Source organism: Actinacidiphila sp. DG2A-62 (assembly GCF_035825295.1).
Classification (GTDB): domain Bacteria; phylum Actinomycetota; class Actinomycetes; order Streptomycetales; family Streptomycetaceae; genus Actinacidiphila.
In genome coordinates this window covers 5539378-5562140 of the sequence record NZ_JAYMGI010000002.1, presented here as the reverse complement: position 1 = coordinate 5562140, position 22763 = coordinate 5539378, and the positions used below count along the sequence as shown (strand labels likewise).

The window sequence follows — 22763 nt, the reverse complement described above, 5'->3', positions numbered from 1 at the left end:
CCAGCCGGTCAGAAGACGTCGGAGGGGGTGTACGTGCCCCAGACCGCGCGCAGCGCGTTGCAGACCTCTCCCACCGTGGCCCGCGCGCGCAGCGCGTCCCGCATGGGGTAGAGCACGTTGTCCTCGCCCTGCGCCGCCTTCTGGAGCGCGGCGAGCGCGGCGTCCACCGCGGCCTGGTCGCGCGACGCGCGCAGCTCCGCCAGCCGCGCGACCTGCCGCGCCTCGATCGCCGGATCGACGCGCAGCGGCTCGTACGGCTCCTCCTCGTCGAGCTTGAAGCGGTTGACGCCGACGACCGTGCGGTCGCCGGACTCCGTCTCCAGCGCGATGCGGTACGCGTTCCGCTCGATCTCCGACTTCTGGAACCCCCGCTCGATCGCGGCGACCGCGCCGCCCAGCTCCTCCACCTTGTCCATCAGCGCGACGGCCGCGGCCTCGACGTCGTCGGTCATCTTCTCCACCACGTACGACCCGGCGAACGGGTCCACGGTGGCGGTCACGTCGGTCTCGTAGGCCAGCACCTGCTGGGTGCGCAGCGCGAGCCGCGCGGACTTGTCGGTGGGCAGCGCGATGGCCTCGTCGAAGCTGTTGGTGTGCAGCGACTGGGTGCCGCCGAGCACCGCGGCCAGGCCCTGGACGGCCACCCGCACCAGGTTGACCTCGGGCTGCTGCGCGGTGAGCTGGACGCCCGCGGTCTGGGTGTGGAAGCGCAGCATCTGCGACTTGGGGTTCTTCGCGCCGAACTCCTCGCGCATCACCCGCGCCCAGATCCGGCGGGCGGCGCGGAACTTCGCGACCTCCTCCAGGATCGTGGTGCGCGAGACGAAGAAGAACGACAGCCGCGGCGCGAAGTCGTCCACGTCCATCCCGGCGGCCAGCGCGGTGCGCACGTACTCGATGCCGTCGGCGAGGGTGAAGGCGATCTCCTGCGCGGGCGAGGCGCCGGCCTCGGCCATGTGGTAGCCGGAGATCGAGATGGTGTTCCACCGGGGGATCTCGGCCCGGCAGTACGCGAAGATGTCCGCGATCAGCCGCAGGCTGGGCTTGGGCGGGAAGATGTACGTGCCGCGGGCGATGTACTCCTTGAGCACGTCGTTCTGGATGGTGCCGGTCAGCTTGTCGGCGGACACGCCCTGCTCCTCGGCGACCAGTTGGTAGAGCAGCAGCAGCAGCGCCGCGGGCGCGTTGATCGTCATCGACGTGGAGACCTTGTCCAGCGGGATGCCGCCGAACAGCACCTTCATGTCCTCGATGGAGTCGATCGCGACGCCGACCTTGCCGACCTCGCCGTGCGCGAGCGGCGCGTCGGAGTCGTGGCCCATCTGGGTGGGCAGGTCGAACGCGACCGACAGGCCCATCGTGCCGTTGGCGATGAGCTGCTGGTAGCGGGCGTTGGACTCCGCGGCGGTGCCGAAGCCGGCGTACTGCCGCATGGTCCACGGCCGCCCGGTGTACATCGTCGGGTAGACGCCCCGGGTGAACGGGTAGCCGCCCGGCTCGCCGAGCTTCTCCCGCGGCTCCCAGCCGGCCAGGGCGTCGGGGCCGTAGACCGGCTCGATCGGCTGACCGGACTCCGACTCGCGCGCCATGTCACGCCTCCGCTGTGCAGGTCGTCGCCGGTAGGGGTTACCGGCAGGTAGTTCAAGGGGGTCGACACGGACTGTAGCGGCGGCCGTGCGACCCGTGCAGGGGGAACGGGCTGGGACGTTCCTCACAGTCTTCCCCGGATCGGCCGCAACCGCCCAGCCGCCATTCGATGTCTAGAGGGTGACGGAGCACTGCCGAGGGGGAAGGTGACTGCTGTGCGCAGGACATCACGGAAAGCGACGGCCGCCGCGGCGGCCGCCACGGCGGCACTGGCCGCCGTCGTACTGACCGCGTGCGGCCCGCAGGACACCGGGGCCGCCGACGACAGGGCCCCGACACCGGCGCGGAGCGCCGCGGCGGACCCGGCGGCCACCACCGCGGGCGCTCCGCCCACCACCTCGGCGCCGGCCACGCCGACCGCCGCCCCCACCACGCCCCGGGCCACGCCCACGGCCACGGCCACGACGAAGGCCCCCGCCAAGACTCCCGCCAAGACTCCCGCGAAGGCGCCGACCACGCCGCCGGTCGTCCCCGCGGTCATGGCGGTCGGCTCCAACAGCGCCCAGGTGCGGGAACTGCAGGCCAGGCTCGGCCAGCTGCACCTGTTCAGCCGCACGCCGACCGGCTACTACGGCAGCGTCACCCAGCACGCCGTCAGCGACTTCCAGGAGCGGCACGCGCTGCCGTCCACCGGCCGCGTCGACGCCACGACCTGGGCACGGGTGCGGGCGCTGACCCGGCCGCCGACCCACAAGGAGATGTACCCGCCGGTCGCGCCGCGGCCCGCGGCCAAGCTGGACCCGCGCTGCATGACCGGGCACGCCATGTGCATCAGCAAGACGACGCGGACGCTGTCCTGGGTGGTCGACGGGAAGGTGCTCAGCACGATGGACGTGCGGTTCGGCTCGCAGTACACGCCGACCCGCGAGGGGCTCTTCCACGTCACGTTCAAGAGCCGCAACCACGTGTCGACGATCTACCACACGCCGATGCCGTACGCGATGTTCTTCAGCGGCGGTGAAGCGGTGCACTACTCCGCGGACTTCGCCGCCCGCGGCTACGCCGGCGCGTCGCACGGCTGCGTCAACGTCCGCGACAAGGCGGCGATCGCCGCGCTCTTCGACCAGGTCAAGGACGGCGACAAGGTCGTCGTCTACTGGTAGCGGCCGGCGGCGGACGCTCACGAGCGCGGCCGGACAGGGGGAAATGCGCCCGGCCGCGCTCTGTGAGACGTGGACCCCGATACGGGGAGAACCGGGGTCCACTGAACCGATGACCAGTCGGTCCACTTACCCAAGCGCACGGCGGCCCGGAAGTGTCACACCCGCGCCGCGGGCCGCGGACGGGGTCGGTACCGCGCGTTTTCAGCCGCCGCGCGGGGCCCCGGCGCGGAACCCGCGGCGCAGCCGCTAGATGAGTAAGTCCGAAGTCTTCAGGGTGCAAAGGCGCGAGGGCCTCGTTGTTTGTGTGTGACGACAAACCTCAAGGCCCTCGCGACAGCACTCTACGTGAAGATCGATGACTGTCTGGCAGGATTGCGGCGCTCAGGACGCCCGCCCCGACTGTCGGACGCCGAACTGCTGACGCTGGCGGTCATGCAGGCACTGCTCGGCTTCGTCTCCGAGGCCAGATGGCTGCGCTACACCCGCACCCACCTGTCGGCCGAGTTCCCCTACCTGCCCGGCCAGTCCGGCTACAACAAACGCCTACGCGCCGCGAACACCCTGATCAGCCGCTTCATCCGCACACTGGCCCGCGACAGCGACCTGTGGCACGACGACGTGTGGGTCGTGGACTCCACACCGGTGGAATGCGCCCGCTCCCGCCCGACGGCCAAACGCTCCGACCTGGCCGGATGGGCCGGCTACGGCTACTGCCCCTCGCACTCACGGTTCTTCTGGGGCCTGCGTCTGCACCTGATGTGCACCCCCGGCGGACTGCCCATCGCCTGGGCTCTGGCCAACCCCAAGGTCGACGAACGCGAAGTCCTGGCCGACATGCTCACCCGCGACCCCGACCTGCCGGCCACCCACCCCGGGCAGACCATCATCGGCGACAAGGGCTACGTCTCCCACCAGCTCGACGCCCACCTGGCGCAGCTGGGCCTGACCCTGATCAGACCCAGCTACCGCAACCGCAAACCCCGCCCCGACGAGCACCTGCTCAAGCCGATCCGGCAGCTCATCGAGTCCGTCAACGACACCCTCAAAGGCCAACTCGACCTCGAACGCCACGGCGCCAGAACACCAGAAGGAGTCCTGGCCCGCATCGGCCAACGCATCCTCGCCCTGACCACCGCCATCTGGCACAACCGCAACACCGGAAGCCCCATCACCAGATCACTGATCGCCTACGACCACTAACCCCCAGACTTCGGACTTACTCGTCTAGGACTCGGCGGACTTGGTGGTGCGGGCGCGGGCCCGGCCTCTCGCCTTCGCGTTCCCCTTCGCCTTCGACGTGCCCTTCGACTTCGCCTTGCCGTCCGACGCGGCGGCCGACGCGCCCGCCGGCCTGGGCCCGCCGTGGCCCACGGGCTTCCCCGGGCGTTCGGCGCGGCGGCCGTTCGGGGCGTACCGGCCGTGGCCCGGCCCGCCGGCGCGGCGGCCGGTGTGCCGGGTCGGCCCGCCGTCCCGCGCGGTCGCGTGCGGGCCGGCCGCCGCGCAGTCGCCGACCACGGGCGCGGGCGCGCCGCGGTCCCGAGGCGGCGCGGCGGCATGGGTGCGCGCGGGGCAGGGGACGGCAGGGCTGCCGGGGACGACGCCGCGGTCGGGCCGGATCCGCGGGGACTGCTCGCCGGTGACGGCGGGCGCGTTGCCCGCCGTGCCGCCCGGCGGCGTGCTGCTGACCGGGAACGTGCCGGAGCCGCCGCCCGAGGCCGGCAGCCGTCCGGTGCCCGCGGCGACCGCGACGGCCACGCCGCCCACCGCCAGCACGGACACCAGCGCCGCGGCGGCCACCCGCAGGGACCGTACGCCCAGCCGGGGCCACCACGCGGCGCCGCGGGGCGCCGGGATGCGGACCGCCTGCGCGGCGCGGAACTCCGCCAGCGCCGCCTCCTCGCGTTCGGGATCGAGCACGGCCGTGTCCCGGGCCGCCGCGCCCGCCGCGGTCAGCAGGCCGGCCAGCCGCTGCGCGCTGCGCGCCGACTCCGCGTCCCGCGCCTCCACCCGGCCGCCTTCGAGCAGGGCCTCCAGCACCCGCCCGTCCAGCCGGCCGCCGCTCAGCCCCAGCGCCCCGGCCGCCAGGTCCACACGGCGGCGCCGCACTGGCCCTTTCCGCGTCTCCTGCGACGGCGGGGCGGATGTGACGTAAGAGGTGTATGGGTGACGGGGGAGGCGTGGGGTGTCGGTCATCTCACTTCCTCACAGCGCCTTGGACGCCGAAAGCGTCACATCCGCCCGGTGCGCGCGGTCGTCGCCTGCGGTTCCCCCGGAGGCCGCCGCGGCGCTCCCGGCCACGCGGGAGCGCTGTGCGCCGACCCGCGGCGCGACGGACGGCTCGGGCCCGGGGAACGTGGCGTCGACGTCGAGGAGTTCGGCCAGCCGGCGCAGCCCCCGGTGCGTCGCCATCCGCACCGAGCCGGCCCGCTTGCCCAGGACCCGCGCCGCGCTGGTGGAGTCCAGGCCCATCACGACGCGCAGCAGCACCGCCTCGGCCTGCTCGCGCGGCAGCGTGGCGATCGCCGCGAGCGCCCGGTCGGTGGCGACCGCGTCCAGCGCCTCGCCCGCGGTGTCCGCGCGGTCGGGGAGGTGGACCAGTTCGTCGATGCCCGCGCCGGACACCGGCCGCCGGTTGCGCGCGCGGATGTGGTCCAGCGCCCGGTTGCGGGCTATCCGCGCCGCCCAGCCGCGTACCGAGCCGCCGTCGCCGCGGAAGCCGGGCAGGTCGCGGGCGATCTGCAGCCACGCCTCGGACGCCACGTCCTCCGCGTCGGCCGGGCCGACCAGACTGCGGACGTAGCTCAGCAACTGCGGCTGCACAGCGCGGTACACGACGCGGAAGGCCGTCTCGTCGCCCCCCTGCGCCGCGGCCACCGCGGTGTCCAGATCCACCTCGGGTCACACCCCCTCGCCACCTCCATCATCCTGCCCCATCGGGCACGGTGACACTTTCGCCGGGGCATACGCCGTACTAATGGCGGCCGGGGACGCTCCTGTGGGGGGAGGCGGCCCCCGGCCGTCTTCTTCGACGCCGCGCCGCGCCCCTTCCGGCCCTCGTACGAGTGAACTTCCTCGCACCGCCGCCACCGCGCCGCCCGCCGTCCGCGCCAGCCCGTAGAGTTGACCTCCCCTGCCCGCCCGCCGCGCCGCCGCGCACCACCGTGTTCCGTTCCGCCGCACACCTCCGTACCCCACAGGAGCCCGACGCTGTCCAGCGCCACCCTGCCCGAGGGACTGCCCGAGGGGCTGCACCGGCTGAACGACGCCTCCGCGGCCGACGCCGAGGCGGCCCTGCGCGCGTGCTGCGGCTCGCACCGCTGGGCCCGGCGGATGGCCGCGCACCGCCCGTACCCCACGCTCGACGCGCTGCTGGCCGCCGCCGACGAGGCCGCCTACGACCTGACCTCGGGCGATCTCGCCGAGGCGCTGGCCGGCGAGGCGACCACCGCGCTGCCCGACCGGGGCAATCTGGCGGTGCACACCGCGCTGCGCGCCGCCCACGCCGCGTACGAAGCGCGGTTCGGGCATGTCTTCGTGCTGGCCGCCGACCCCGCGGACGACGAGGACCCCACCGCGCTGCTGGACCGCACGCTGGCCTCGCTGCGCGAACGCCTGGGCCACGACGAGGACGAGGAGTCCGTGGTCACCGCGGAGCAGCTGCGCCGCATCTGCCGCGCCCGCCTGCTGCGGCTGGCCGCCGCGCCCACCCGCGTCGGCTGAGCCCCGCCCGCCGCACAGGACGCCCACAGGTTCACCCGACCGTGCGGGATCGATCACACCTGACCCACCCCGTGGTACCGCACCGACATCGCGTCGCTACGATGGCCGGGGCCGGTGGACCGTACCCGGCCGGGCGTGACCGACTTGAACACAAGAACAGCCGGCAGCCCTCGTCCCGCTCCCGGAGGGTATTTTCCGTGCCGGCTGGAACGCTTTACCGCGGCCGGGAAGGCATGTGGTCCTGGGTGGCTCACCGAGTCACCGGCGTCCTCATCTTCTTCTTCCTGTTCGTCCACGTCCTCGACACCGCCCTGGTGCGCGTCTCCCCCGAGGACTACGACAAGGTCGTCTCGACCTACAAGACCCCGATCGTCAGCCTGCTGGAGTACGGCCTGGTCGCGGCGATCCTCTTCCACGCGCTCAACGGTCTGCGGATCATCGCCGTCGACTACTGGACGCAGGGGCCGCGCTACCAGAAGCAGATGTTCTGGGCCGTGATGGGCCTGTGGATCGTGCTGATGCTGGGCGCGATCTACCCGGTCCTCGGCCACGCCGCACGAGTGCTGTTCGGGAGCTGATCGACGATGGCCACTGAAGTCACCCCCGCCGAGGACGTCCAGCTGACCGGTTCCAGCACGTCGTACGGCGTCGACAACCCCGCGCCCGTCATCGAGCCGCCGCGCGCCCGCACCAAGCGCAGCCCGCGCGCCACCCGCACCAACTTCGAGCTGTACGGCTGGCTGTTCATGCGGCTGTCCGGCGTGGTGCTCGTGGTGCTGGTCATCGGCCACCTGCTCATCCAGCTGGTGCTGGACGGCGGCGTCACCAAGGTCGGCTTCGCGTTCGTCGCGGGCCGCTGGGCCTCGCCGTTCTGGCAGGGCTGGGACCTGGTGATGCTCTGGCTGGCCATGCTGCACGGCGGCAACGGCCTGCGGACCGTGATCAACGACTACGCCCAGCAGCCGAACACCCGCTTCTGGCTCAAGACGCTGCTGTTCACCGCGGTGGCGTTCACCATCGTGCTCGGATCACTGGTGATCTTCACCTTCGACCCGAACATCCGCTAGGCCAGGGCAGGGACAGGGAAGCGACCCCATGCAGATCCACAAGTACGACACCGTCATCGTCGGCGCGGGCGGCGCCGGCATGCGCGCGGCCATCGAGGCCACCAAGCGCAGCCGCACCGCCGTCCTGACCAAGCTGTACCCGACCAGGTCCCACACCGGCGCGGCGCAGGGCGGCATGGCCGCGGCGCTGGCCAACGTGGAGGAGGACAACTGGGAGTGGCACACCTTCGACACGATCAAGGGCGGTGACTACCTGGTCGACCAGGACGCCGCCGAGATCCTGGCGAAGGAGGCCATCGACGCGGTCCTGGACCTGGAGAAGATGGGCCTGCCGTTCAACCGGACGCCCGAGGGCCGGATCGACCAGCGCCGGTTCGGCGGCCACACCCGCAACCACGGCGAGGCCGCGGTCCGCCGCTCCTGCTACGCCGCGGACCGCACCGGCCACATGATCCTCCAGACGCTGTACCAGAACTGCGTCAAGGAGGGCGTGGAGTTCTTCAACGAGTTCTACGTCCTGGACCAGCTGATCTCCGAGGTCGACGGCGTCAAGCGGTCGGCCGGCGTGGTGGCGTACGAGCTGGCCACCGGTGAGATCCACGTCTTCCACGCCAAGGCGGTCATCTACGCGTCCGGCGGCACCGGCAAGTTCTTCAAGGTGACCTCCAACGCGCACACGCTGACCGGCGACGGCCAGGCCGCGGTCTACCGGCGCGGGCTGCCGCTGGAGGACATGGAGTTCTTCCAGTTCCACCCGACGGGCATCTGGCGGATGGGCATCCTGCTCACCGAGGGCGCCCGCGGCGAGGGCGGCATCCTGCGCAACAAGGACGGCGAGCGCTTCATGGAGAAGTACGCGCCGGTCATGAAGGACCTCGCCTCGCGCGACGTGGTCTCCCGCGCCATCTACACCGAGATCCGCGAGGGCCGCGGCTGCGGTCCCGAGGGCGACCACGTCTACCTCGACCTGACCCACCTGCCGCCGGAGCAGCTGGACGCCAAGCTCCCGGACATCACCGAGTTCGCCCGCACCTACCTGGGCATCGAGCCGTACACCGACCCGATCCCGATCCAGCCCACCGCGCACTACGCCATGGGCGGCATCCCCACCAACGTGCAGGGCGAGGTGCTCGCCGACAACACCACGGTGGTGCCGGGCCTGTACGCGGCCGGCGAGGTGGCCTGCGTGTCGGTGCACGGCGCCAACCGGCTGGGCACCAACTCGCTGCTGGACATCAACGTCTTCGGCCGCCGCTCCGGCATCGCCGCCGCCGACTTCGCGCACGCCAACGACTTCGCGCCGCTGCCGGAGAACCCGGCGTCCCTGGTCGAGGAGCAGGTCGAGCGGCTGCGCTCGGCCACCGGCAACGAGCGGGTCACGGACCTGCGCCGGGAGCTGCAGGAGTGCATGGACGCCAACGTGATGGTGTTCCGCACCGAGCAGACCATCAAGACCGCGGTGGAGAAGATCGGCGAGCTGCGCGCCCGCTACAGAAACGTCTCGATCCAGGACAAGGGCAAGCGGTTCAACACCGACCTGCTGGAAGCGGTCGAGCTGGGCAACCTGCTGGACCTGGCCGAGGTGATGGCGGTCTCCGCGCTGGCCCGCAAGGAGTCCCGCGGCGGCCACTACCGCGAGGACTTCCCCAACCGCGACGACGTGAACTTCATGCGGCACACGATGGCGTACCGCGAGGTGGACGCGGCCGGCACCGAGTCGATCCGCCTGGACTACAAGCCGGTCGTGCAGACCCGCTACCAGCCGATGGAGCGTAAGTACTGATGAGCACCCCGACGCTCGACAAGCAGGACGGGCATTCGGCCGCCCTGGACGCGGCCGAGAACACCGCGGCCCACCTGATCACCGTGACCCTGCGGGTGCGCCGGTTCAACCCGGAGGTCTCCGACCAGGCGCAGTGGGTGGACTACCAGCTCCCGATGGACCCCAAGGAGCGCGTGCTGGACGCGCTGCACAAGGTCAAGTGGGAGATCGACGGCACGCTGACCTTCCGCCGCTCCTGCGCGCACGGCGTGTGCGGCTCGGACGCGATGCGCATCAACGGCCGCAACCGGCTGGCCTGCAAGACGCTGATCAAGGACGTCAACCCGGACAAGCCGATCACCATCGAGCCGATCAAGGGCCTGACGGTGCTGAAGGACCTCGTGGTCGACATGGACCCGTTCTTCCAGGCGTACCGCGACGTGATGCCGTTCCTGATCACCAAGGGCAACGAGCCGACGCGTGAGCGGCTGCAGTCCGCGGAGGACCGCGAGCGGTTCGACGACACCACCAAGTGCATCCTGTGCGCGGCGTGCACCTCGTCGTGCCCGGTGTTCTGGAACGACGGGCAGTACTTCGGCCCGGCGGCGATCGTCAACGCGCACCGGTTCATCTTCGACTCCCGCGACGAGGGCGGTGAGCAGCGGCTGGAGATCCTGAACGACAAGGACGGCGTCTGGCGCTGCCGCACCACCTTCAACTGCACGGACGCCTGCCCGCGCGGCATCGAGGTCACCAAGGCGATCCAGGAAGTGAAGCGCGCGCTGATCACCCGGCGCGTGTGAGGTCCCGGAGGACCGCGAGCTACGCGGCGGCCCCGCTCTCCCCCGTGGGAGCGGGGCCGCCGCGTGTCCGGGCGGCGCCGTGCGGCGCGGCGGGCGCGGTCAGAGCTGGCTGAGCACGGTGGGGTCGGTGATCTCGGTGTCCCGGGCGAGCATCATCGCCTTGCTGAGGATCACCGCGAGCGTGCGGTCGCCCTCGAACGGCAGGTAGCCCAGGTCCCCCGCGCCGGAGCCCGCGCCCGCCGAGGATGAGGGCACGATGCACAGGTAGCGGTCGTCCGGCGTCATCAGGATGTTCCCGGAGCCCAGGTGGATCTTGTACGTGTGGCGTTCGCCGCGCACGTGCAGGAAGCGCCCCTCGACGGTCGCCCGGTCGGCGATGGCCAGCCGCGGCACGAGCCGGCTGAGCAGGTCTCGGCGGCTCTGCGCGTTCTGCGACAGCTCGCCGAAGCTGTAGCTGTGCCAGTACGTCCTGAAGTGGCCGCCGGGGCCGCCGTCCTGCCAGGTCGGGTCGTTGCCGACGCTGGCGACGCCGACGAAGAGGTCCACGTCGCGCAGCACCTCGCTGAGCACCAGCGCGGGTATCTCCGCCAGCGGCAGCGGCTCGGCGGGGGCGCTGCGCCAGTCGGGGCCGTATCCGCCGCCGCCGGCGTGCGCCCAGTTCTCCGGTGCGTCGGTGCGGTAGAAGCGCACCTGGTCGGTGGACAGCCGCAGATACGCCCCCGACTCGGTGGTGTCGGCGCCGTAGTCGTCGCCGATGCCCTCGACCCAGAACTCGGCCCGCAGTCCCCACCGCGGCAGTTCGCGCACCGCGGGCGGGTAGGTGTCGTCGACCATCAGCCGCAGCTGATTGCGCCAGCCGCGGATGGCGGCCAGCGAGTGGAACTGGTGCTGGCGCAGGATGTGCGCGGCGAAGCGGTTGGAGTATGTGCCGGTGGCCCGCTCGGCGTCGGTGAGCAGGTAGACCTCGCGGTGGGCCTGCTTGAACGGCTGGGTCACGCCGTGGTGTTCGAGCCAGTCGCGCCAGGCGACGACCTCGGCGGTGTCGCGGCCGACCGGGTGCCACAGCTCGACGGCGGCGTCGTCGGCGACGGCCGGCAGCGCCTGGCCGGTGAGGGTGCGCAGCTCGCCGTCGGCCCAGCCGCAGGTGCGGCCGTCGACGGTCCACAGCAGCCGGCGGGCGAGGGTGCCGACCAGCGGGTGGTCGAGGTAGCGGGCGCGCCAGGCGGCGTAGGCCCAGGTGCGGCGGGACAGGAACTGCTTGTCCAGCCGCTCGGCCTGTGCGGCGAGCATCTTGTCGATGTCCTTCGCGGCGGCCTTCAGCTCGGCGACCAGTTCGGGCTGGTCGCGCTTGAGCGGCGCGGGCGGGCTCTTGACGATCTTTCCCGCGGGGTTCCGCCAGGTCAGCACCGCCTTGGTGCCCACCACCGCCAGCTCGCCGTGCTCGTGGACCAGCCGGCCGACCTCGGTCAGCCCGTAGGCGGGCACGGCGAGCTCCTCGACCTCCTCGCGGCTCAGGCCCATCGCGGCGGCCCGCGTCTCCAGCGCCGCGTCGAGCTGCTTGAGGGTGCCCTTGAAGGTGACGCGGGAGGCGAGCCGGGCGAGTTCGGCGAGCGCGGCCTCGCCCTCGGTGCGGGACAGGGCGACCACGGCGGCGTTGGCCACCTTGGGGTTGCGCGGGCCGGTGCCGGGCACCTTGCGCAGCGAGGTCTCGACCAGCCGGCCGAGCGCGCGGGCGGTGTCCGGGTGCGGCGGCAGCAGGGACAGCAGCCAGGTCAGTCCGCGCAGCGCGTTGGCGTTGTACGGGTCGTACAGGTCGTTCTGCGAGGGGCCGTGGTAGCCGTCCTCGTCGTACGGCAGGGTGCGCGGGCGGCCGACGAGCGCCAGCCAGCCGGTCACGCGGGCCCGCGCCGCGTCCGCGTCGAGCGGGTCGAGCAGCGCGCGGCCGGTCTTCTCCCAGCGGTCGCTCGGCTTGGCGGCGGTCGCGGTGGCGGCGTGGGCCAGCAGCCGCGGCCAGGGTGAGCCGAGTGCGGCGGCGTCGGTGAGCGCGGTCTCGGCCCAGGGCTCGCCGACGTTGAGCACCGGCTCGGTGAGCTTCTTGGCCACCTCGGAGAGCCGGCCGCGGCGGTAGGCGGTCAGGTCGCTGCGGCGCACGACCGCGACGGCGGGCGCGGGGACGGCGCCGCCGGCGGCGAGCTCGGCCTCGACCAGGCCGGCCAGCCCGTCGTTGAACCAGACGCTGTGCACGCGGGCGTAGCGGTCGAACTGCCGGGCCCGTATCGCGGCGGCCGACGGGTCCTCCCCCAGGCCGCGGGACAGGCGCATGACCAGCCCGAACAGCGTGTCCAGGAACGACTGGTGCGCGTCGCCGGTCAGGTGCCGCTCGGTGAGCAGGGCGAGCAGCCGGCGCCGGTCGTCCTCCGGCAGTGCGTCGACCTCCTCGACCAGCGCGTCCACGGCGGGGCCGCGCCGGGTGTCCACGCCGGCCGCCTGCACCTGGGCGAGCGGGTCGGCCAGCGCGTCGACGTCCCGCGCGGCGATGTGCCGCCGGCACGCGGCCAGGACCTCGGCGAAATCCTTCATCTCAGCCCCCCACCAGCGGCACGAGCTTGAGGAAGACGACCTCGGTGCCCAGCGGCAGGTCGACCTCTTCCTCGGCGTCCTCGATCTGCCGGTCGCCGACGAGCAGCAGGAAGCCGTTGGCCCGGAACGCCTTGAGCGCCAGCGCGGCCTGCGTCTCGGGGTCGATCCGCCGGGGCGTGCGCAGCCGGTAGCCGTTGAGCGTGCGCTCGGCGTCGCTGGGCTGCACCAGGCCGCTGAAGACCTCCGGCTGCCGCGCGTTGTACTCCGCGACCTCCTGGAAGACCCTGCGGCGTATCAACTCCCCCGCGGTGAGCCGTTCCTCCGCGATCTCCAGGCCCCAGGAGTCGCGGCGTTCCCCGGATGTCGTCTCGTCGACGAACGTGACCGTTGCCATGCCCCGAAGGCTACGGCGACCCACTGACAGCGCCCGGCCGCACCTCGCGGTGCGCCGGGCGCGTGGCCGATCCGGGCTCGGCTGAGGGAGCCCCGGCTGAGCAGGACTCAGCTGAACAGGGCTGAGCGCAGCTTCAGCCGGTCGCTCGCCTTGCCGCCGGGGCGCAGGCTGTAGTAGTCGCCGTCGCAGTCGGGGCCGGTGAACATGGTGACCGTGTGTACCGGAACTCGCCCACGGCGGCGTGCGCCGAGCCGGGCAGCGTCAGGAGCAGGGCGAGCGATGCGGCGGCAGCGGCGGCCGTCCGGCGCAGGCGGAGGGACATGCGGAACCTTCCACGGTGTGACGAGGGGGGATGTCGACACGCGGCGTCGACACGCACACAGTAGGAGGCGCGCATGGTGACGGAACGTTACGCCGCTCCGCGCCACGCCGGACGCCGGGTCAGGCGCCGGACTCGGCGAAGATCTCGCGGGCCGCGGTGATGCCGTTGAGCGCCGCGGGGAAGCCCGCGTAGCCGGCCAGCTGGGTCATCAGCTCCACGATCTCCTCGCGGCTGCCGCCGACGTTGAGGAAGCCGCGGATGTGGACGCGCAGTTGGGGCGCCGCGGTGCCGAGGGCGGTGCACATGGCGACGGAGGCCAGTTCGCGCAGGGGCAGCGAGAGTCCCTCACGGGCGTAGATGTCGCCGAAGACGTACTCGACCAGGTAGCGGCCGAGGTCGGGGGCGATGTCGTCCAGCGAGCGGACCACGTCCACGCCGTGCGGGCCGTCGACGGCGCGCAGGGCGTCCAGGCCGCGGTGGTAGCGGTCGCCGTCCGCGCCGGTGCCGGGTGAGGCGGCGCGGGAGCCGGGGCGCGCGGGGTCGTCGCCGGGGTCGGCCGGACGGTCGGCGAAGACCGCCCGCGCGGCGGACAGCGCGTTGAGCGCGGCGGGAAAGCCGGCGTAGACCGTGGCGTGCAGGAAGACCTCGACGATCTCGCGCCGGGTGCAGCCGACGTTGAGCGCGCCGCCGATGTGGAAGCGCAGCTGCGGCGCGGCGTTGCCGAGCGCGGCCAGCGCGGCGATGGTGGCGATCTGCCGCTGCCTGGGCGTGAGCCCCGGCCGGCTCCAGATGTCCCCGTACCCGAACTCGACGGTCATCCGGGCCAGGTCGGGGGCGATCTCGGCGACCGGGTCGAGCACGGTCGGGTGCTCGGTGCCGGTGACCAGCCGCAGCGCGGCCAGCCCGCGGGCGTAGCGGTCGTCGGGTGCGGTGCTGTCGTCTGCTGCGCGCGTCATGCCCACGACGCTACGGCCTGGAGCGGGCTCCAGCACAAGCACCCCGCCCCCGGGCGCGCCCTCACACCGCCGCACCCTCGCACTGCCGTGCCCTCGCACCGCCGCGCCCTCACACTGCCGCACCCTCCAGCGCCGGCGCCGCGGCGGGTGCGGCGGCCGGGAGGCGGACGTCGACGGTCAGGCCCGCGCCCGGCGCGGTCCGTACCGCCACCGAGCCGCCGTGCGCCTGGACCACGGCCTGCACGATGGACATGCCCAGGCCCGCGCCGCCGGTCACCCGGGCCCGGTCCGGATCGGCGCGGAAGAAGCGGTCGAAGACCCGCGCGGCGTCCTCGGGCGCGAGGCCCGGACCCGCGTCGGCGACCCGCAGCGTCACCTCGCCGCCCTCGCGCGCGACCTCGACGGTCACCGGGGAGTCTGCGGGGGTGTGCACGCGGACGTTGCCCAGCAGATTGCCGACCACCTGCCGCAGCCCCGCCTCGTCGCCCAGCGCGTGGCACCAGCCGTCCGCGGGCCCGGCGGCGTCCCCGCCGCCCTGCGGCAGCCGCAGCGTCAGCGGCCGCTCGGGTTGCTGCGCCGCGAGGTCCGCCGCCGCGTCGCGCACCAGGCAGCACAGGTCGACCGGGCGGAAGGGCAGCGACGGCCGGTCCTCCAGCCGGGCCAGCGCGAGGAGTTCGTCGACCAGCCGGCTCATCCGCAGCGCCTCCGCGGACACCCGGTGCAGCGCGCGCTCCTTCTCGTCGGGGTCGAGCATGCCCTTCTCGTACAGCTGGAGGTAGCCGCGGACCGAGGCCAGCGGGGTGCGCAGCTCGTGCGAGGCGTCGGCGAGGAACTGCCGCAGCTGGGCGCTGGCCCGCTCGCTCTCGGTCAGCGCGGTCTCGATCTGCTGGAGCATCGCGTTGAGCGCGGTGCTCAGCTCCTCGACCTCGCTGGAGCCGTGCCGCGCGGCCGGCACCCGCCGGGACAGGTCGCCCTCGGCGATCGCCGACGCGGTGCCGACCATCACCTCCAGCGGGCTGAGCCGGCGGCGCGCGGCGGTCATCGAGCCGGCCGCCAGCAGCGCGAGCAGCAGCACCCCCGCCCCGGACTCCCAGATCAGCAGCTTGCCGATGGCGTGCTTGACGCCGTTGAGCCGGATGCCGTGCACCACGAGGGTGCCGTCGGCCAGCCGGGTCGCCATCACCCGGTACTGGGTGCCGCCGGAGTGCACGGTGGCCGCGCCGCCGTGGGCCGCCAGCCGGGCGGGGTCGGGCAGCGCGCCGGCCATCTCGCGCTGGTCGTCGGTGATCGGGTGGTCGTCGTTCTCGCACATCGACGCGGGTCGGCCGTGTGCGTCCAGCACGATGAACAGGTCCTGCCGGAAGGCGTCGGCGACCGACGGCCCGCCCTTGTCGATCTTGAGCAGGTTGCCCAGCGCGCACAGCTGGCGCAGGCCCTCGCTACCGGTCGTGGCGCGGCCCAGCGCGGTGCTCGACGACTTCAGCGAGTCGTCGATCTGGCCGACCAGCACCATGTACGTCGCGGCGATGCTGGCCGTCGCGGCGAGCACCAGGCCGACGGCGAGGAAGGCGACGTTGGCGATGGTGAAGCGGGCCCGCAGCGAGTGCGGGCGCGGCCAGAACGAGCAGCGCATCACGTTCACCGCGCGCCGCCCCCGGTCAGCCCGTAGCCGACGCCGCGCCGCGTCTCGATCAGCGGCGGCCCGAACCGGTCCAGCTTGCGGCGCAGGTACGAGATGTAGGTCTCCACCACCGTGGAGGACACCGCGGTGTCGAACTGCCAGACGTGCTGGAGCAGTTGTTCCTTGGTGAGGATGCGGCCCGCGTGCCGCAGCAGGTGCCGCAGCAGGTTGTACTCGGTCGGCGTCAGCTCCACCGGCTGCCCGGCCCGCCGCACGGTGTACGTCGCCTCGTCCATCTCCAGGTCGCCGTGGCGCAGCACCCGCGCGGCCGGGCGGGCCTCGGGCCGGCGGGTGCGGCGCAGCACCGCGTGCACGCGCGCCACCACCTCGTCCACCTCGAACGGCTTGGTGATGTAGTCGTCGCCGCCGAGCGCGAGCCCGGCCACCACGTCGCGCGGCGCGTCCCGCGCGGTGACGAAGATGATCGCGAGGTCGTCGACCCCCTCGCCCCCGTCGAGCCGGTCGGGTCCGGCCGTCGCGGCCTCGCGGGCCCGCCCGGCGCGCAGCTCGCGGCAGACCTCCCAGCCGTTGCCGTCCGGCAGCATCACGTCGAGCAGCACCAGGTCCGGCCGGTGCCGCCGGGCCGCGGCGAGCGCCTCCCGCCCGGTGGCCGCGCTGTGCACCGCGAAGCCGTTGTACCGCAGGGTGATCCGCAGCACGTCCGCGATGCCCGGGTCGTCCTCGACGATCAGCACGGTGGCGGCGGGCGCGGCGGCACCGGTCACGGCGGCAGCGGCAGCGGGCGCGGCGGCAGCGGCGGCAGCGGCGGCAGCGGCGGCGGCAGCGGCACCCACAGCACGGCTCACGGCGGCGGCGGCCGGCTCGGCCGTTTCAGCGTCCATTGCCCCAGTATCCGTGGCCGCCCGCGCGCCCGGTCACGGCCGGAACTTTGGAGTTCCTTGAGAGTCCGCCGATCCGTTTGGCGGCGGCCCTTCCCGCCCCAGAGGCTGAGGGTGTTGTCCGACGTACCCGACCCGTGTGCAGTGCCCGAACGATGGGGGATGTGACCGTGGCCGCAGTGGCGCGATGGTGTTTCCGACACAAGTGGTGGGTGATCGCCCTGTGGGTCGTGGCGCTGCTCGGTGTGGGCGGCGCGAGCCGCGCGGCCGGCGACGCCTACTCCAACGCGTTCTCCCTGAAGGGGACCGAGTCGAGCAAGGTGCTCGACCTGATGGACAAGGCGATCCCCGCGCGCTCCGGCGAGGCCGACACCGTGGTGTGGCACGTCGACTCCGGCTCGGTGCGCGACGCGTCGGTGCGCCGGCGGATCACCCCGGTGCTGGCGAAGATCGCCGAGCAGCCGGACGTGGGCACCGTCGTCAGCCCGTACGACCCCGCGGGCGCCGCGCAGGTCAGCAAGGACGGCCGCACGGCGTACGCGCAGGTGACGTACACCAAGCTCGGCAACGACATGACCAACGACCAGGCGACGCTGCTGATCGACACCGCGCACGAGGCGCGGGCGCCGGGCCTGCACGTCGAGGTCGGCGGCAACAAGCCGGCGCAGGCCGAGCAGCCGCTGCCGGGGCTGGCCGAGGGCGTCGGCATCGCCGCCGCGGCCGTGGTGCTCTTCCTCGCGCTGGGCTCGCTGTTCGGCATGCTGCTGCCGATCCTGACCGCGCTGTTCGGCGTCGGCATCGCGTCGTCGGCGATCATCCTGCTCAGCCACGCCATGAACGTGGCGGACTTCTCCCCGCAGCTGGCGAGCCTGGTCGGCATCGGCGTCGGCATCGACTACGCGCTGTTCATCGTCACCCGGCACCGCAAGGGCATCCTGGCCGGGAAGACGCCCGAGGAGGCCGCGGTCTCCTCGCTCAACACCTCCGGACGCGCGGTGCTGTTCGCCGGCGGCACGGTCTGCATCGCGCTGCTGGGCATGTTCACGCTGCGGCTGACCTTCCTCAACGGCGTGGCGGTCGCCGCCGCGCTCACCGTCGTCATCACGGTCGCCGCGGCCTCCACGCTGCTGCCGGCGATGCTCGGCGCGCTCGGCATGCGGGTGCTCAGCCGCCGCCAGCGCCGCAAGCTGGCGGCCGGCGACCCGAAGACGACCGGCGCGCCGGGCGCCGCGGCCCGCTGGTCGTCCTTCCTGCAGCGGCACACCCGCCCGCTGGCCGCGGTCGCGGTGATCGTCATGGCGGTGCTGGCCATCCCGGCGCTGTCGCTGCGGCTCGGCTCCTCCGACCAGGGCAACAACCCGACGACGACCACCACCCGCAAGGCGTACGACATGCTGGCGGACGGCTTCGGGCCCGGCTTCAACGGCCCGCTGACGATCCTCGCCGAGGCGCCGACCGCGGGCGACAAGGCCGCGGTCACCCGGCTGGTCACCACGCTGAAGTCGACGCCCGGCATCGCCTACGCCGCCCAGGTGCCGCTGAAGGACGCCGGCGACATCGCGTTCGTCAACGCGGTGCCGACCACCTCGCCGCAGGACAAGGGCACCTCGGACCTCATCGACCACCTGCGCGACGACGTGGTGCCGGCCGCCGAGCAGGGCACCACGATGCACGCCTACGTCGGCGGGCAGACGGCGATCTTCGAGGACTTCGCGTCGGTGCTCTACGGCAAGCTGCCGCTGTTCATCGGCGTGATCATCGCGCTGGGCTTCGTGCTGCTGCTGTTCGCCTTCCGCAGCCTGGTGGTGCCGCTCACCGCGGCGGTGATGAACCTGGTCGCGGCGGCCGCGTCGTTCGGCGTGCTGGTCGCGGTCTTCCAGTTCGGCTGGGGCGGCTCCCTGGCCGGCCGGGCCGGGCCGATCGACGCCTTCCTGCCGGTGATCATGCTCTCGCTGCTCTTCGGCCTGTCGATGGACTACCAGGTATTCCTGGTCAGCCGGATGCACGAGGAGTGGGTGCACACCAAGGACAACGCGCGGGCGGTGCGGGTCGGCCTCGCCGAGACCAGCCGGGTGATCAACTCGGCCGCGGTGATCATGATCTGCGTCTTCTTCGCCTTCGTGCTCAGCGGCGAGCGGGTGCTGGCGATGTTCGGCATCGGCCTGGCCGGGGCGGTGGCGCTGGACGCGTTCATCCTGCGCACGGTGCTGGTGCCGTCGCTGATGCACATGTTCGGCTCCTCCAACTGGTGGCTGCCGGGCTGGCTGGACCGGCGGCTGCCGCACCTGGCGGTCGAGCCGGCGGAGGAGGCCGCGCCGGGCGCCGCGGGCGCGGGCGGTACGGGCGCGGGCGGCGCGGGTGGCGGCGGCGCGTTCGCCTCCGGGCCCGCGGTGCGCGGCCGGGTGACGGGCGTCGCCGGGCTGCCGGTGCCGCGCTCGGAGCTGACGCTGATCGCCTCCGACGGCCGGCAGGTGGGCCGGGCGCGGGCCGCCGAGGACGGCACGTTCCTGCTGCCGACCCCCGGCCCGGGCGCGTACGTCCTGGTGGCCAACGCGGACGGTCACCACCCGCAGACGGCCAGCGTGCTGACCGCCGAGGGCGCCGCCGCGGAGTGCGACCTGAGCCTCACCGGCACCGGCACGCTCGCCGGCACGGTGCGCCGCGCGGACGGCGAGCCGGTCGAGGACGCGCGGGTGGTGCTCAAGGACGCCGACGGCCACGAGGTGGCGACGGTCGTCACCGGCAAGGACGGCGGCTACTCCTTCGGCAACCTCTACCCCGGCCGCTACACCCTGCTGACCATGGGGTATCCGCCGTTCCCCGCGACCGTGCGGATCGGCGAGGGCGGGGACGACGACGGCGACGGCAGCGTGGATCTGGAGCTCAGCTACTCCACGGACTGACGCGCGTACGGCGGCCTCGGCCGCCGCCCCTCCCCCACCTGCCCCGCAGGACCGGGCCCGGCTCCTCCTCCCCCGAGGGAGCCGGGCCCTTCTGCGTGCCCGGACCGTGCCGCAGGTCACGTTGAACATGTTCAAAAACAGGTCTACCGTCGTGTCGAGCGAGAATTTTGAACACGTTCAACATAAGGGGTGGTACGTGCAATGGACATGACGGTCCTCGCGTATGTCGTGTATCTGCTGATCAGCGTCTGCCTGACGGTGTGGGTCGCCCGCACCCTCAGCAGCAACGGCCGGGTCTTCCTGGCCGACGTCCTGCACGGGAACGAACCGCTGGCCGACGCGGTGAACCGGCTGCTGGTCGTCGGCTTCTACTTGGTGAACCTGGGCTTCGTCGCCCTCTACCTGAAGACCGGCGACGCGATCGACGACGCCCGCGAGGTCTTCGAGGCGCTGTCGGTCAAGCTGGGCGTGGTCCTGCTGGTGCTCGGCGTGATGCACCTGGGCAACGTCTACGCACTCAACCGCTTCCGGCGCCGCGGGATGCTGGAGCGCGAGCAGTTCCCGCCGATCGACCCGGACGAGACCACCAAGGTCGCCGCGGCGGGGGTGTGAGGTGCCGGCGACGACAGCCGCGGGGGGCTCGCGGGGAGCGGCGGAGGGCTCGCGGGGAGCCGCGGGTTCCCCGGCCGGGCGGCGGGCGCCGCTGCGGGGGCTGACCGTGCTGTACGACCCGAACTGCCGGCTGTGCGCGTTCGTCGCGGGGTGGCTGCGGTCGCAGCGGCAGCTCGTACCGGTGCGGTTGGTGCCGGTCGGCTCCGAGCGCGCCCGGCAGTGGTTCCCGGCGCTGGACCACGACGGCGCGACCCGGCGCGAGATCACCGTCGTCGGCGACGCCGGCCAGGTCTACAAGGGCGACTCCGCGTGGATCGTGTGCCTGTGGGCGCTGGCCGACCACCGCGCCTTGTCGCACACCCTCACCACGCCGGCCGGCCGCAGGCTCGCCCGCGCGGCGGTCCTCACCGCGGCCAAGTGGCGCGAGCGCGGCGAGCGCGGCGCGCGCGGGAACGCGGCCGACGCGGGGGCGGGGCAGGGCGGCTGGGCGCGGTGGCAGCGCCCCGCCCCCGCGCCCGCCGGGGGGCCGCCGCACGGCGCCGCGGTCCGCGCCCCCGGCCGCGGCGCTCCGCCGGCGGGCCGGCGCGGCGCGAGTCCGTACGGCCCGGCGCCGGTCTGGGTCTACGAGGGCAACGGCGGCTGGACGCAGCGCCTTCCGGGGCCGCCGGGGCCGCCGCCGCGCCCGGGGACGGGACCGGGGCCCGGACCGGGGACGGGAGCGGGGACGGGAGCGGGGCCCGACACGTGCGCGGACGGCTGCCCGCCGCCCGGTTAGGCTCGCTCGCGTGGAGGACATGAGCGAGGCGGCGGCGGACGCGGCCGGCGGGACGGCCACCGGCGCGGCTGCCGGCGCGAACGGCGCGGCCGGCGCGACCGGGACCGCCGGGACGACCGGCGCGACCGGGACCGCCGGCGCGGCCCCCGGCGCGGCAGCCCCCGGCGCGGCCCCCGGCGCCGAGGAGTTGCCGGGCGGCCGGGCGCGGCCGAAGACCGGCAAGAGCGAGCAGACCCGGACGCTGATCCTGGACACCGCGATGCGCCTGTTCGAGGAGCGCGGCTACGACAAGACGACCATGCGGGCGATCGCCAAGGAGGCGGGCGTCTCGGTCGGCAACGCCTACTACTACTTCGAGTCGAAGGAATTCCTGATCCAGGGGTTCTACGACGTGATGACCCACGCGCACGCCGTGGACGCGGCGGCCCGCATGGAGGGCGAGCGGGACTTCGCCCGGCGGCTGGAGATCGCGTTGCAGTCCTGGCTGGACTGCGCGGCGGACTACCACGAGTTCGCCGCGCAGTTCTTCCGCACCGCGGCCGACCCGGACAGCTCGCTCAGCCCGTTCTCCAGCGAGTCCCACCCGGCCCGCGCGACCGCAGTGGCGCTCTTCCGCGACGTCCTCACCGGCTCCGACCTCGCGCCCAAGCTCGACGCCGAACTCGCCGAACTGCTCCCGGACCTCCTCTGGCTGCACCTGATGGTGGTCGTCCTCTACTGGGTCTTCGACCGCACCCCCGACACCGCCCGCACCCGCGAGTTCGTCCGCCGCTCCACCCCCCTGGCGGCCCGCGTGATCGCCCTCACCCGCTACCGCGCCTTCCGCCCCCTGGTCCGCGACGCGAAGTCCCTGATCCAGGACTTCGTCCTCCCCGTCATAGGCAGATCCACCCCCGCCGCGTCCGGCGCACCGCGATCCGCGCGGTCCGCGCGGTCCGGGGGCCGCGGCCGCAAGAAGTCCTAGAGGGCCTAGAGTTCCGGCGCCGGTGGGGCCAGCGGGTGCGCTCCCTCGGGGCGCAGGCCGTCGAAGATGATCGCCAGGTAGCGCCGCCACAGGTCGGGCGGCGGGTCCTTCAGGAAGCTGACGACGTGGTTCGGCGCGCACATCAGGAGCACGACGTCATGGCCGGTGACGTCCGCCCGGACCGCGCCCGCCTCGCGCGCGCGGTCGACCAGTTGGCAGACCGTGCCGTACAGCCGCTCGCGCAGCGCGACGACCTCCGGCCCCGCGTCGTCGGCGTTGAGCAGGAACGACAGGTCGCGCTGCTCCCGCTGCCCGCCGGCCGCGGTGAGGAACTCCAGCAGCCCCGCGGCGGGGTCCGCCGCGTCCAGCAGCCGTCGGCCGACCGCGTCGAGCGCGTCGACGTGGACGCGCACGATCGCGGCGATCAGGTCGTCCTTGGTGGCGAAGTGGCGGAACACGGTGCCCTTGCCCACCCCGGCCCGGCGCGCGATGTCGGCGACCGAGGCGTCCGGCCCCCGCTCGGCGAACTCGGCCTCGGCCGCGGCCAGCAGCAGGTCGCGGTTGCGTGCGGCGTCGGCGCGCAGGGTCCGGGAGGGCGGGCTCACCCGTCGATCCTAGCAAGTTGACCGCCCGGT

The 22763-nt window shown here is 73.4% G+C and carries 20 protein-coding genes; 11 read left to right on the top strand and 9 right to left on the bottom strand.

What is annotated here, in order from left to right:
• Positions 1-8: 8 nt before the first annotated feature.
• Positions 9-1589, bottom strand: coding sequence for an acyl-CoA mutase large subunit family protein (locus tag VSR01_RS25045; RefSeq protein ID WP_326451375.1), 1581 nt, complete (start codon positions 1587-1589; stop codon positions 9-11).
• Positions 1590-1802: 213 nt separating this feature from the next.
• Between VSR01_RS25045 and VSR01_RS25040 the strand changes: the two genes are divergently transcribed.
• Entirely contained in the window at positions 1803-2750 is a 948-nt protein-coding gene (locus tag VSR01_RS25040; protein ID WP_442785534.1) for a L,D-transpeptidase family protein, read from the top strand.
• Positions 2751-3056: 306 nt separating this feature from the next.
• The gene (locus tag VSR01_RS25035; protein WP_326451373.1) at positions 3057-3950 is read left to right on the top strand and encodes an IS982 family transposase; all 894 of its coding nucleotides are present in this window, start codon (positions 3057-3059) and stop codon (positions 3948-3950) included.
• Positions 3951-3974: 24 nt separating this feature from the next.
• Here VSR01_RS25035 and VSR01_RS25030 read toward each other — a convergent pair whose 3' ends face one another.
• Entirely contained in the window at positions 3975-4856 is an 882-nt protein-coding gene (locus tag VSR01_RS25030) for a hypothetical protein (protein ID WP_326451372.1), read from the bottom strand.
• 96 nt (positions 4857-4952) lie between these two features.
• Positions 4953-5642 (bottom strand): RNA polymerase sigma factor, encoded by a 690-nt coding sequence (locus VSR01_RS25025; RefSeq protein ID WP_326451371.1) that lies wholly within the window; start codon positions 5640-5642, stop codon positions 4953-4955.
• Between the two features lie 228 nt (positions 5643-5870).
• Between VSR01_RS25025 and VSR01_RS25020 the strand changes: the two genes are divergently transcribed.
• From VSR01_RS25020 to VSR01_RS25000, 5 genes are all read left to right on the top strand, one after another.
• Positions 5871-6470 carry a 2-oxo-4-hydroxy-4-carboxy-5-ureidoimidazoline decarboxylase gene (locus VSR01_RS25020; RefSeq protein WP_326451370.1) on the top strand — a complete coding sequence of 200 codons (600 nt, stop codon included), beginning with the start codon at positions 5871-5873 and terminating at the stop codon, positions 6468-6470.
• A gap of 197 nt (positions 6471-6667) precedes the next feature.
• Positions 6668-7048 carry a succinate dehydrogenase, cytochrome b556 subunit gene (gene sdhC / locus VSR01_RS25015; protein ID WP_326451369.1) on the top strand — a complete coding sequence of 127 codons (381 nt, stop codon included), beginning with the start codon at positions 6668-6670 and terminating at the stop codon, positions 7046-7048.
• Between the two features lie 6 nt (positions 7049-7054).
• The gene (locus VSR01_RS25010; protein ID WP_326451368.1) at positions 7055-7537 is read left to right on the top strand and encodes a succinate dehydrogenase hydrophobic membrane anchor subunit; all 483 of its coding nucleotides are present in this window, start codon (positions 7055-7057) and stop codon (positions 7535-7537) included.
• A 28-nt stretch (positions 7538-7565) separates the two neighbouring features.
• Positions 7566-9320 (top strand): succinate dehydrogenase flavoprotein subunit, encoded by a 1755-nt coding sequence (gene sdhA / locus VSR01_RS25005; protein ID WP_326451367.1) that lies wholly within the window; start codon positions 7566-7568, stop codon positions 9318-9320.
• Positions 9320-10102, top strand: a complete 783-nt coding sequence (locus VSR01_RS25000; RefSeq protein ID WP_326451366.1) for a succinate dehydrogenase iron-sulfur subunit — start codon at positions 9320-9322, stop codon at positions 10100-10102. Before sdhA ends, VSR01_RS25000 begins: the two co-directional genes overlap by 1 nt.
• 99 nt (positions 10103-10201) lie before the next feature.
• Here VSR01_RS25000 and VSR01_RS24995 read toward each other — a convergent pair whose 3' ends face one another.
• The 5 genes from VSR01_RS24995 to VSR01_RS24975 form a co-directional block, all read right to left on the bottom strand.
• Positions 10202-12682, bottom strand: a complete 2481-nt coding sequence (locus tag VSR01_RS24995; RefSeq protein WP_326451365.1) for a DUF4132 domain-containing protein — start codon at positions 12680-12682, stop codon at positions 10202-10204.
• Position 12683: 1 nt separating this feature from the next.
• A complete protein-coding gene (locus VSR01_RS24990; RefSeq protein WP_326451364.1) occupies positions 12684-13076 on the bottom strand; it encodes a hypothetical protein in 393 nt (130 codons plus the stop codon).
• Positions 13077-13517: 441 nt separating this feature from the next.
• A complete protein-coding gene (locus tag VSR01_RS24985) occupies positions 13518-14354 on the bottom strand; it encodes a carboxymuconolactone decarboxylase family protein (protein ID WP_326451363.1) in 837 nt (278 codons plus the stop codon).
• Positions 14355-14463: 109 nt separating this feature from the next.
• Positions 14464-15987, bottom strand: coding sequence for a sensor histidine kinase (locus tag VSR01_RS24980; protein ID WP_326453802.1), 1524 nt, complete (start codon positions 15985-15987; stop codon positions 14464-14466).
• Between the two features lie 5 nt (positions 15988-15992).
• Entirely contained in the window at positions 15993-16724 is a 732-nt protein-coding gene (locus tag VSR01_RS24975) for a response regulator transcription factor (protein ID WP_326453801.1), read from the bottom strand.
• Between the two features lie 329 nt (positions 16725-17053).
• Between VSR01_RS24975 and VSR01_RS24970 the strand changes: the two genes are divergently transcribed.
• From VSR01_RS24970 to VSR01_RS24955, 4 genes are all read left to right on the top strand, one after another.
• Positions 17054-19777 (top strand): MMPL family transporter, encoded by a 2724-nt coding sequence (locus VSR01_RS24970; RefSeq protein WP_442785704.1) that lies wholly within the window; start codon positions 17054-17056, stop codon positions 19775-19777.
• 201 nt (positions 19778-19978) lie between these two features.
• Complete coding sequence (locus VSR01_RS24965; protein ID WP_326451361.1) at positions 19979-20389, top strand: hypothetical protein; 411 nt, start codon at positions 19979-19981, stop codon at positions 20387-20389.
• Position 20390: 1 nt separating this feature from the next.
• Entirely contained in the window at positions 20391-21164 is a 774-nt protein-coding gene (locus tag VSR01_RS37925) for a thiol-disulfide oxidoreductase DCC family protein (RefSeq protein WP_442785533.1), read from the top strand.
• Between the two features lie 19 nt (positions 21165-21183).
• Positions 21184-22128: a TetR/AcrR family transcriptional regulator gene (locus VSR01_RS24955; RefSeq protein ID WP_326453800.1), complete on the top strand. Its 945-nt coding sequence runs from the start codon at positions 21184-21186 to the stop codon at positions 22126-22128.
• Positions 22129-22133: 5 nt separating this feature from the next.
• On the opposite strand, the gene VSR01_RS24950 is transcribed toward VSR01_RS24955, so the two are convergent.
• Positions 22134-22733: a TetR/AcrR family transcriptional regulator gene (locus VSR01_RS24950; RefSeq protein ID WP_326451360.1), complete on the bottom strand. Its 600-nt coding sequence runs from the start codon at positions 22731-22733 to the stop codon at positions 22134-22136.
• Positions 22734-22763 lie beyond the last annotated feature (30 nt).

What these genes read in the sequence shown, in the direction of transcription:
- VSR01_RS25045 (WP_326451375.1), bottom strand. Translation starts at nt 1,589, where the DNA reads ATGGCGCGCGAGTCGGAGTCCGGTCAGCCGATCGAGCCGGTCTACGGC.
- VSR01_RS25010 (WP_326451368.1), top strand. Translation starts at nt 7,055, where the DNA reads ATGGCCACTGAAGTCACCCCCGCCGAGGACGTCCAGCTGACCGGTTCC.
- sdhA (WP_326451367.1), top strand. Translation starts at nt 7,566, where the DNA reads ATGCAGATCCACAAGTACGACACCGTCATCGTCGGCGCGGGCGGCGCC.
- VSR01_RS25000 (WP_326451366.1), top strand. Translation starts at nt 9,320, where the DNA reads ATGAGCACCCCGACGCTCGACAAGCAGGACGGGCATTCGGCCGCCCTG.
- VSR01_RS24995 (WP_326451365.1), bottom strand. Translation starts at nt 12,682, where the DNA reads ATGAAGGATTTCGCCGAGGTCCTGGCCGCGTGCCGGCGGCACATCGCC.
- VSR01_RS24990 (WP_326451364.1), bottom strand. Translation starts at nt 13,076, where the DNA reads ATGGCAACGGTCACGTTCGTCGACGAGACGACATCCGGGGAACGCCGC.
- VSR01_RS24985 (WP_326451363.1), bottom strand. Translation starts at nt 14,354, where the DNA reads ATGACGCGCGCAGCAGACGACAGCACCGCACCCGACGACCGCTACGCC.
- VSR01_RS24980 (WP_326453802.1), bottom strand. Translation starts at nt 15,987, where the DNA reads ATGCGCTGCTCGTTCTGGCCGCGCCCGCACTCGCTGCGGGCCCGCTTC.
- VSR01_RS24965 (WP_326451361.1), top strand. Translation starts at nt 19,979, where the DNA reads ATGGACATGACGGTCCTCGCGTATGTCGTGTATCTGCTGATCAGCGTC.
- VSR01_RS24955 (WP_326453800.1), top strand. Translation starts at nt 21,184, where the DNA reads ATGAGCGAGGCGGCGGCGGACGCGGCCGGCGGGACGGCCACCGGCGCG.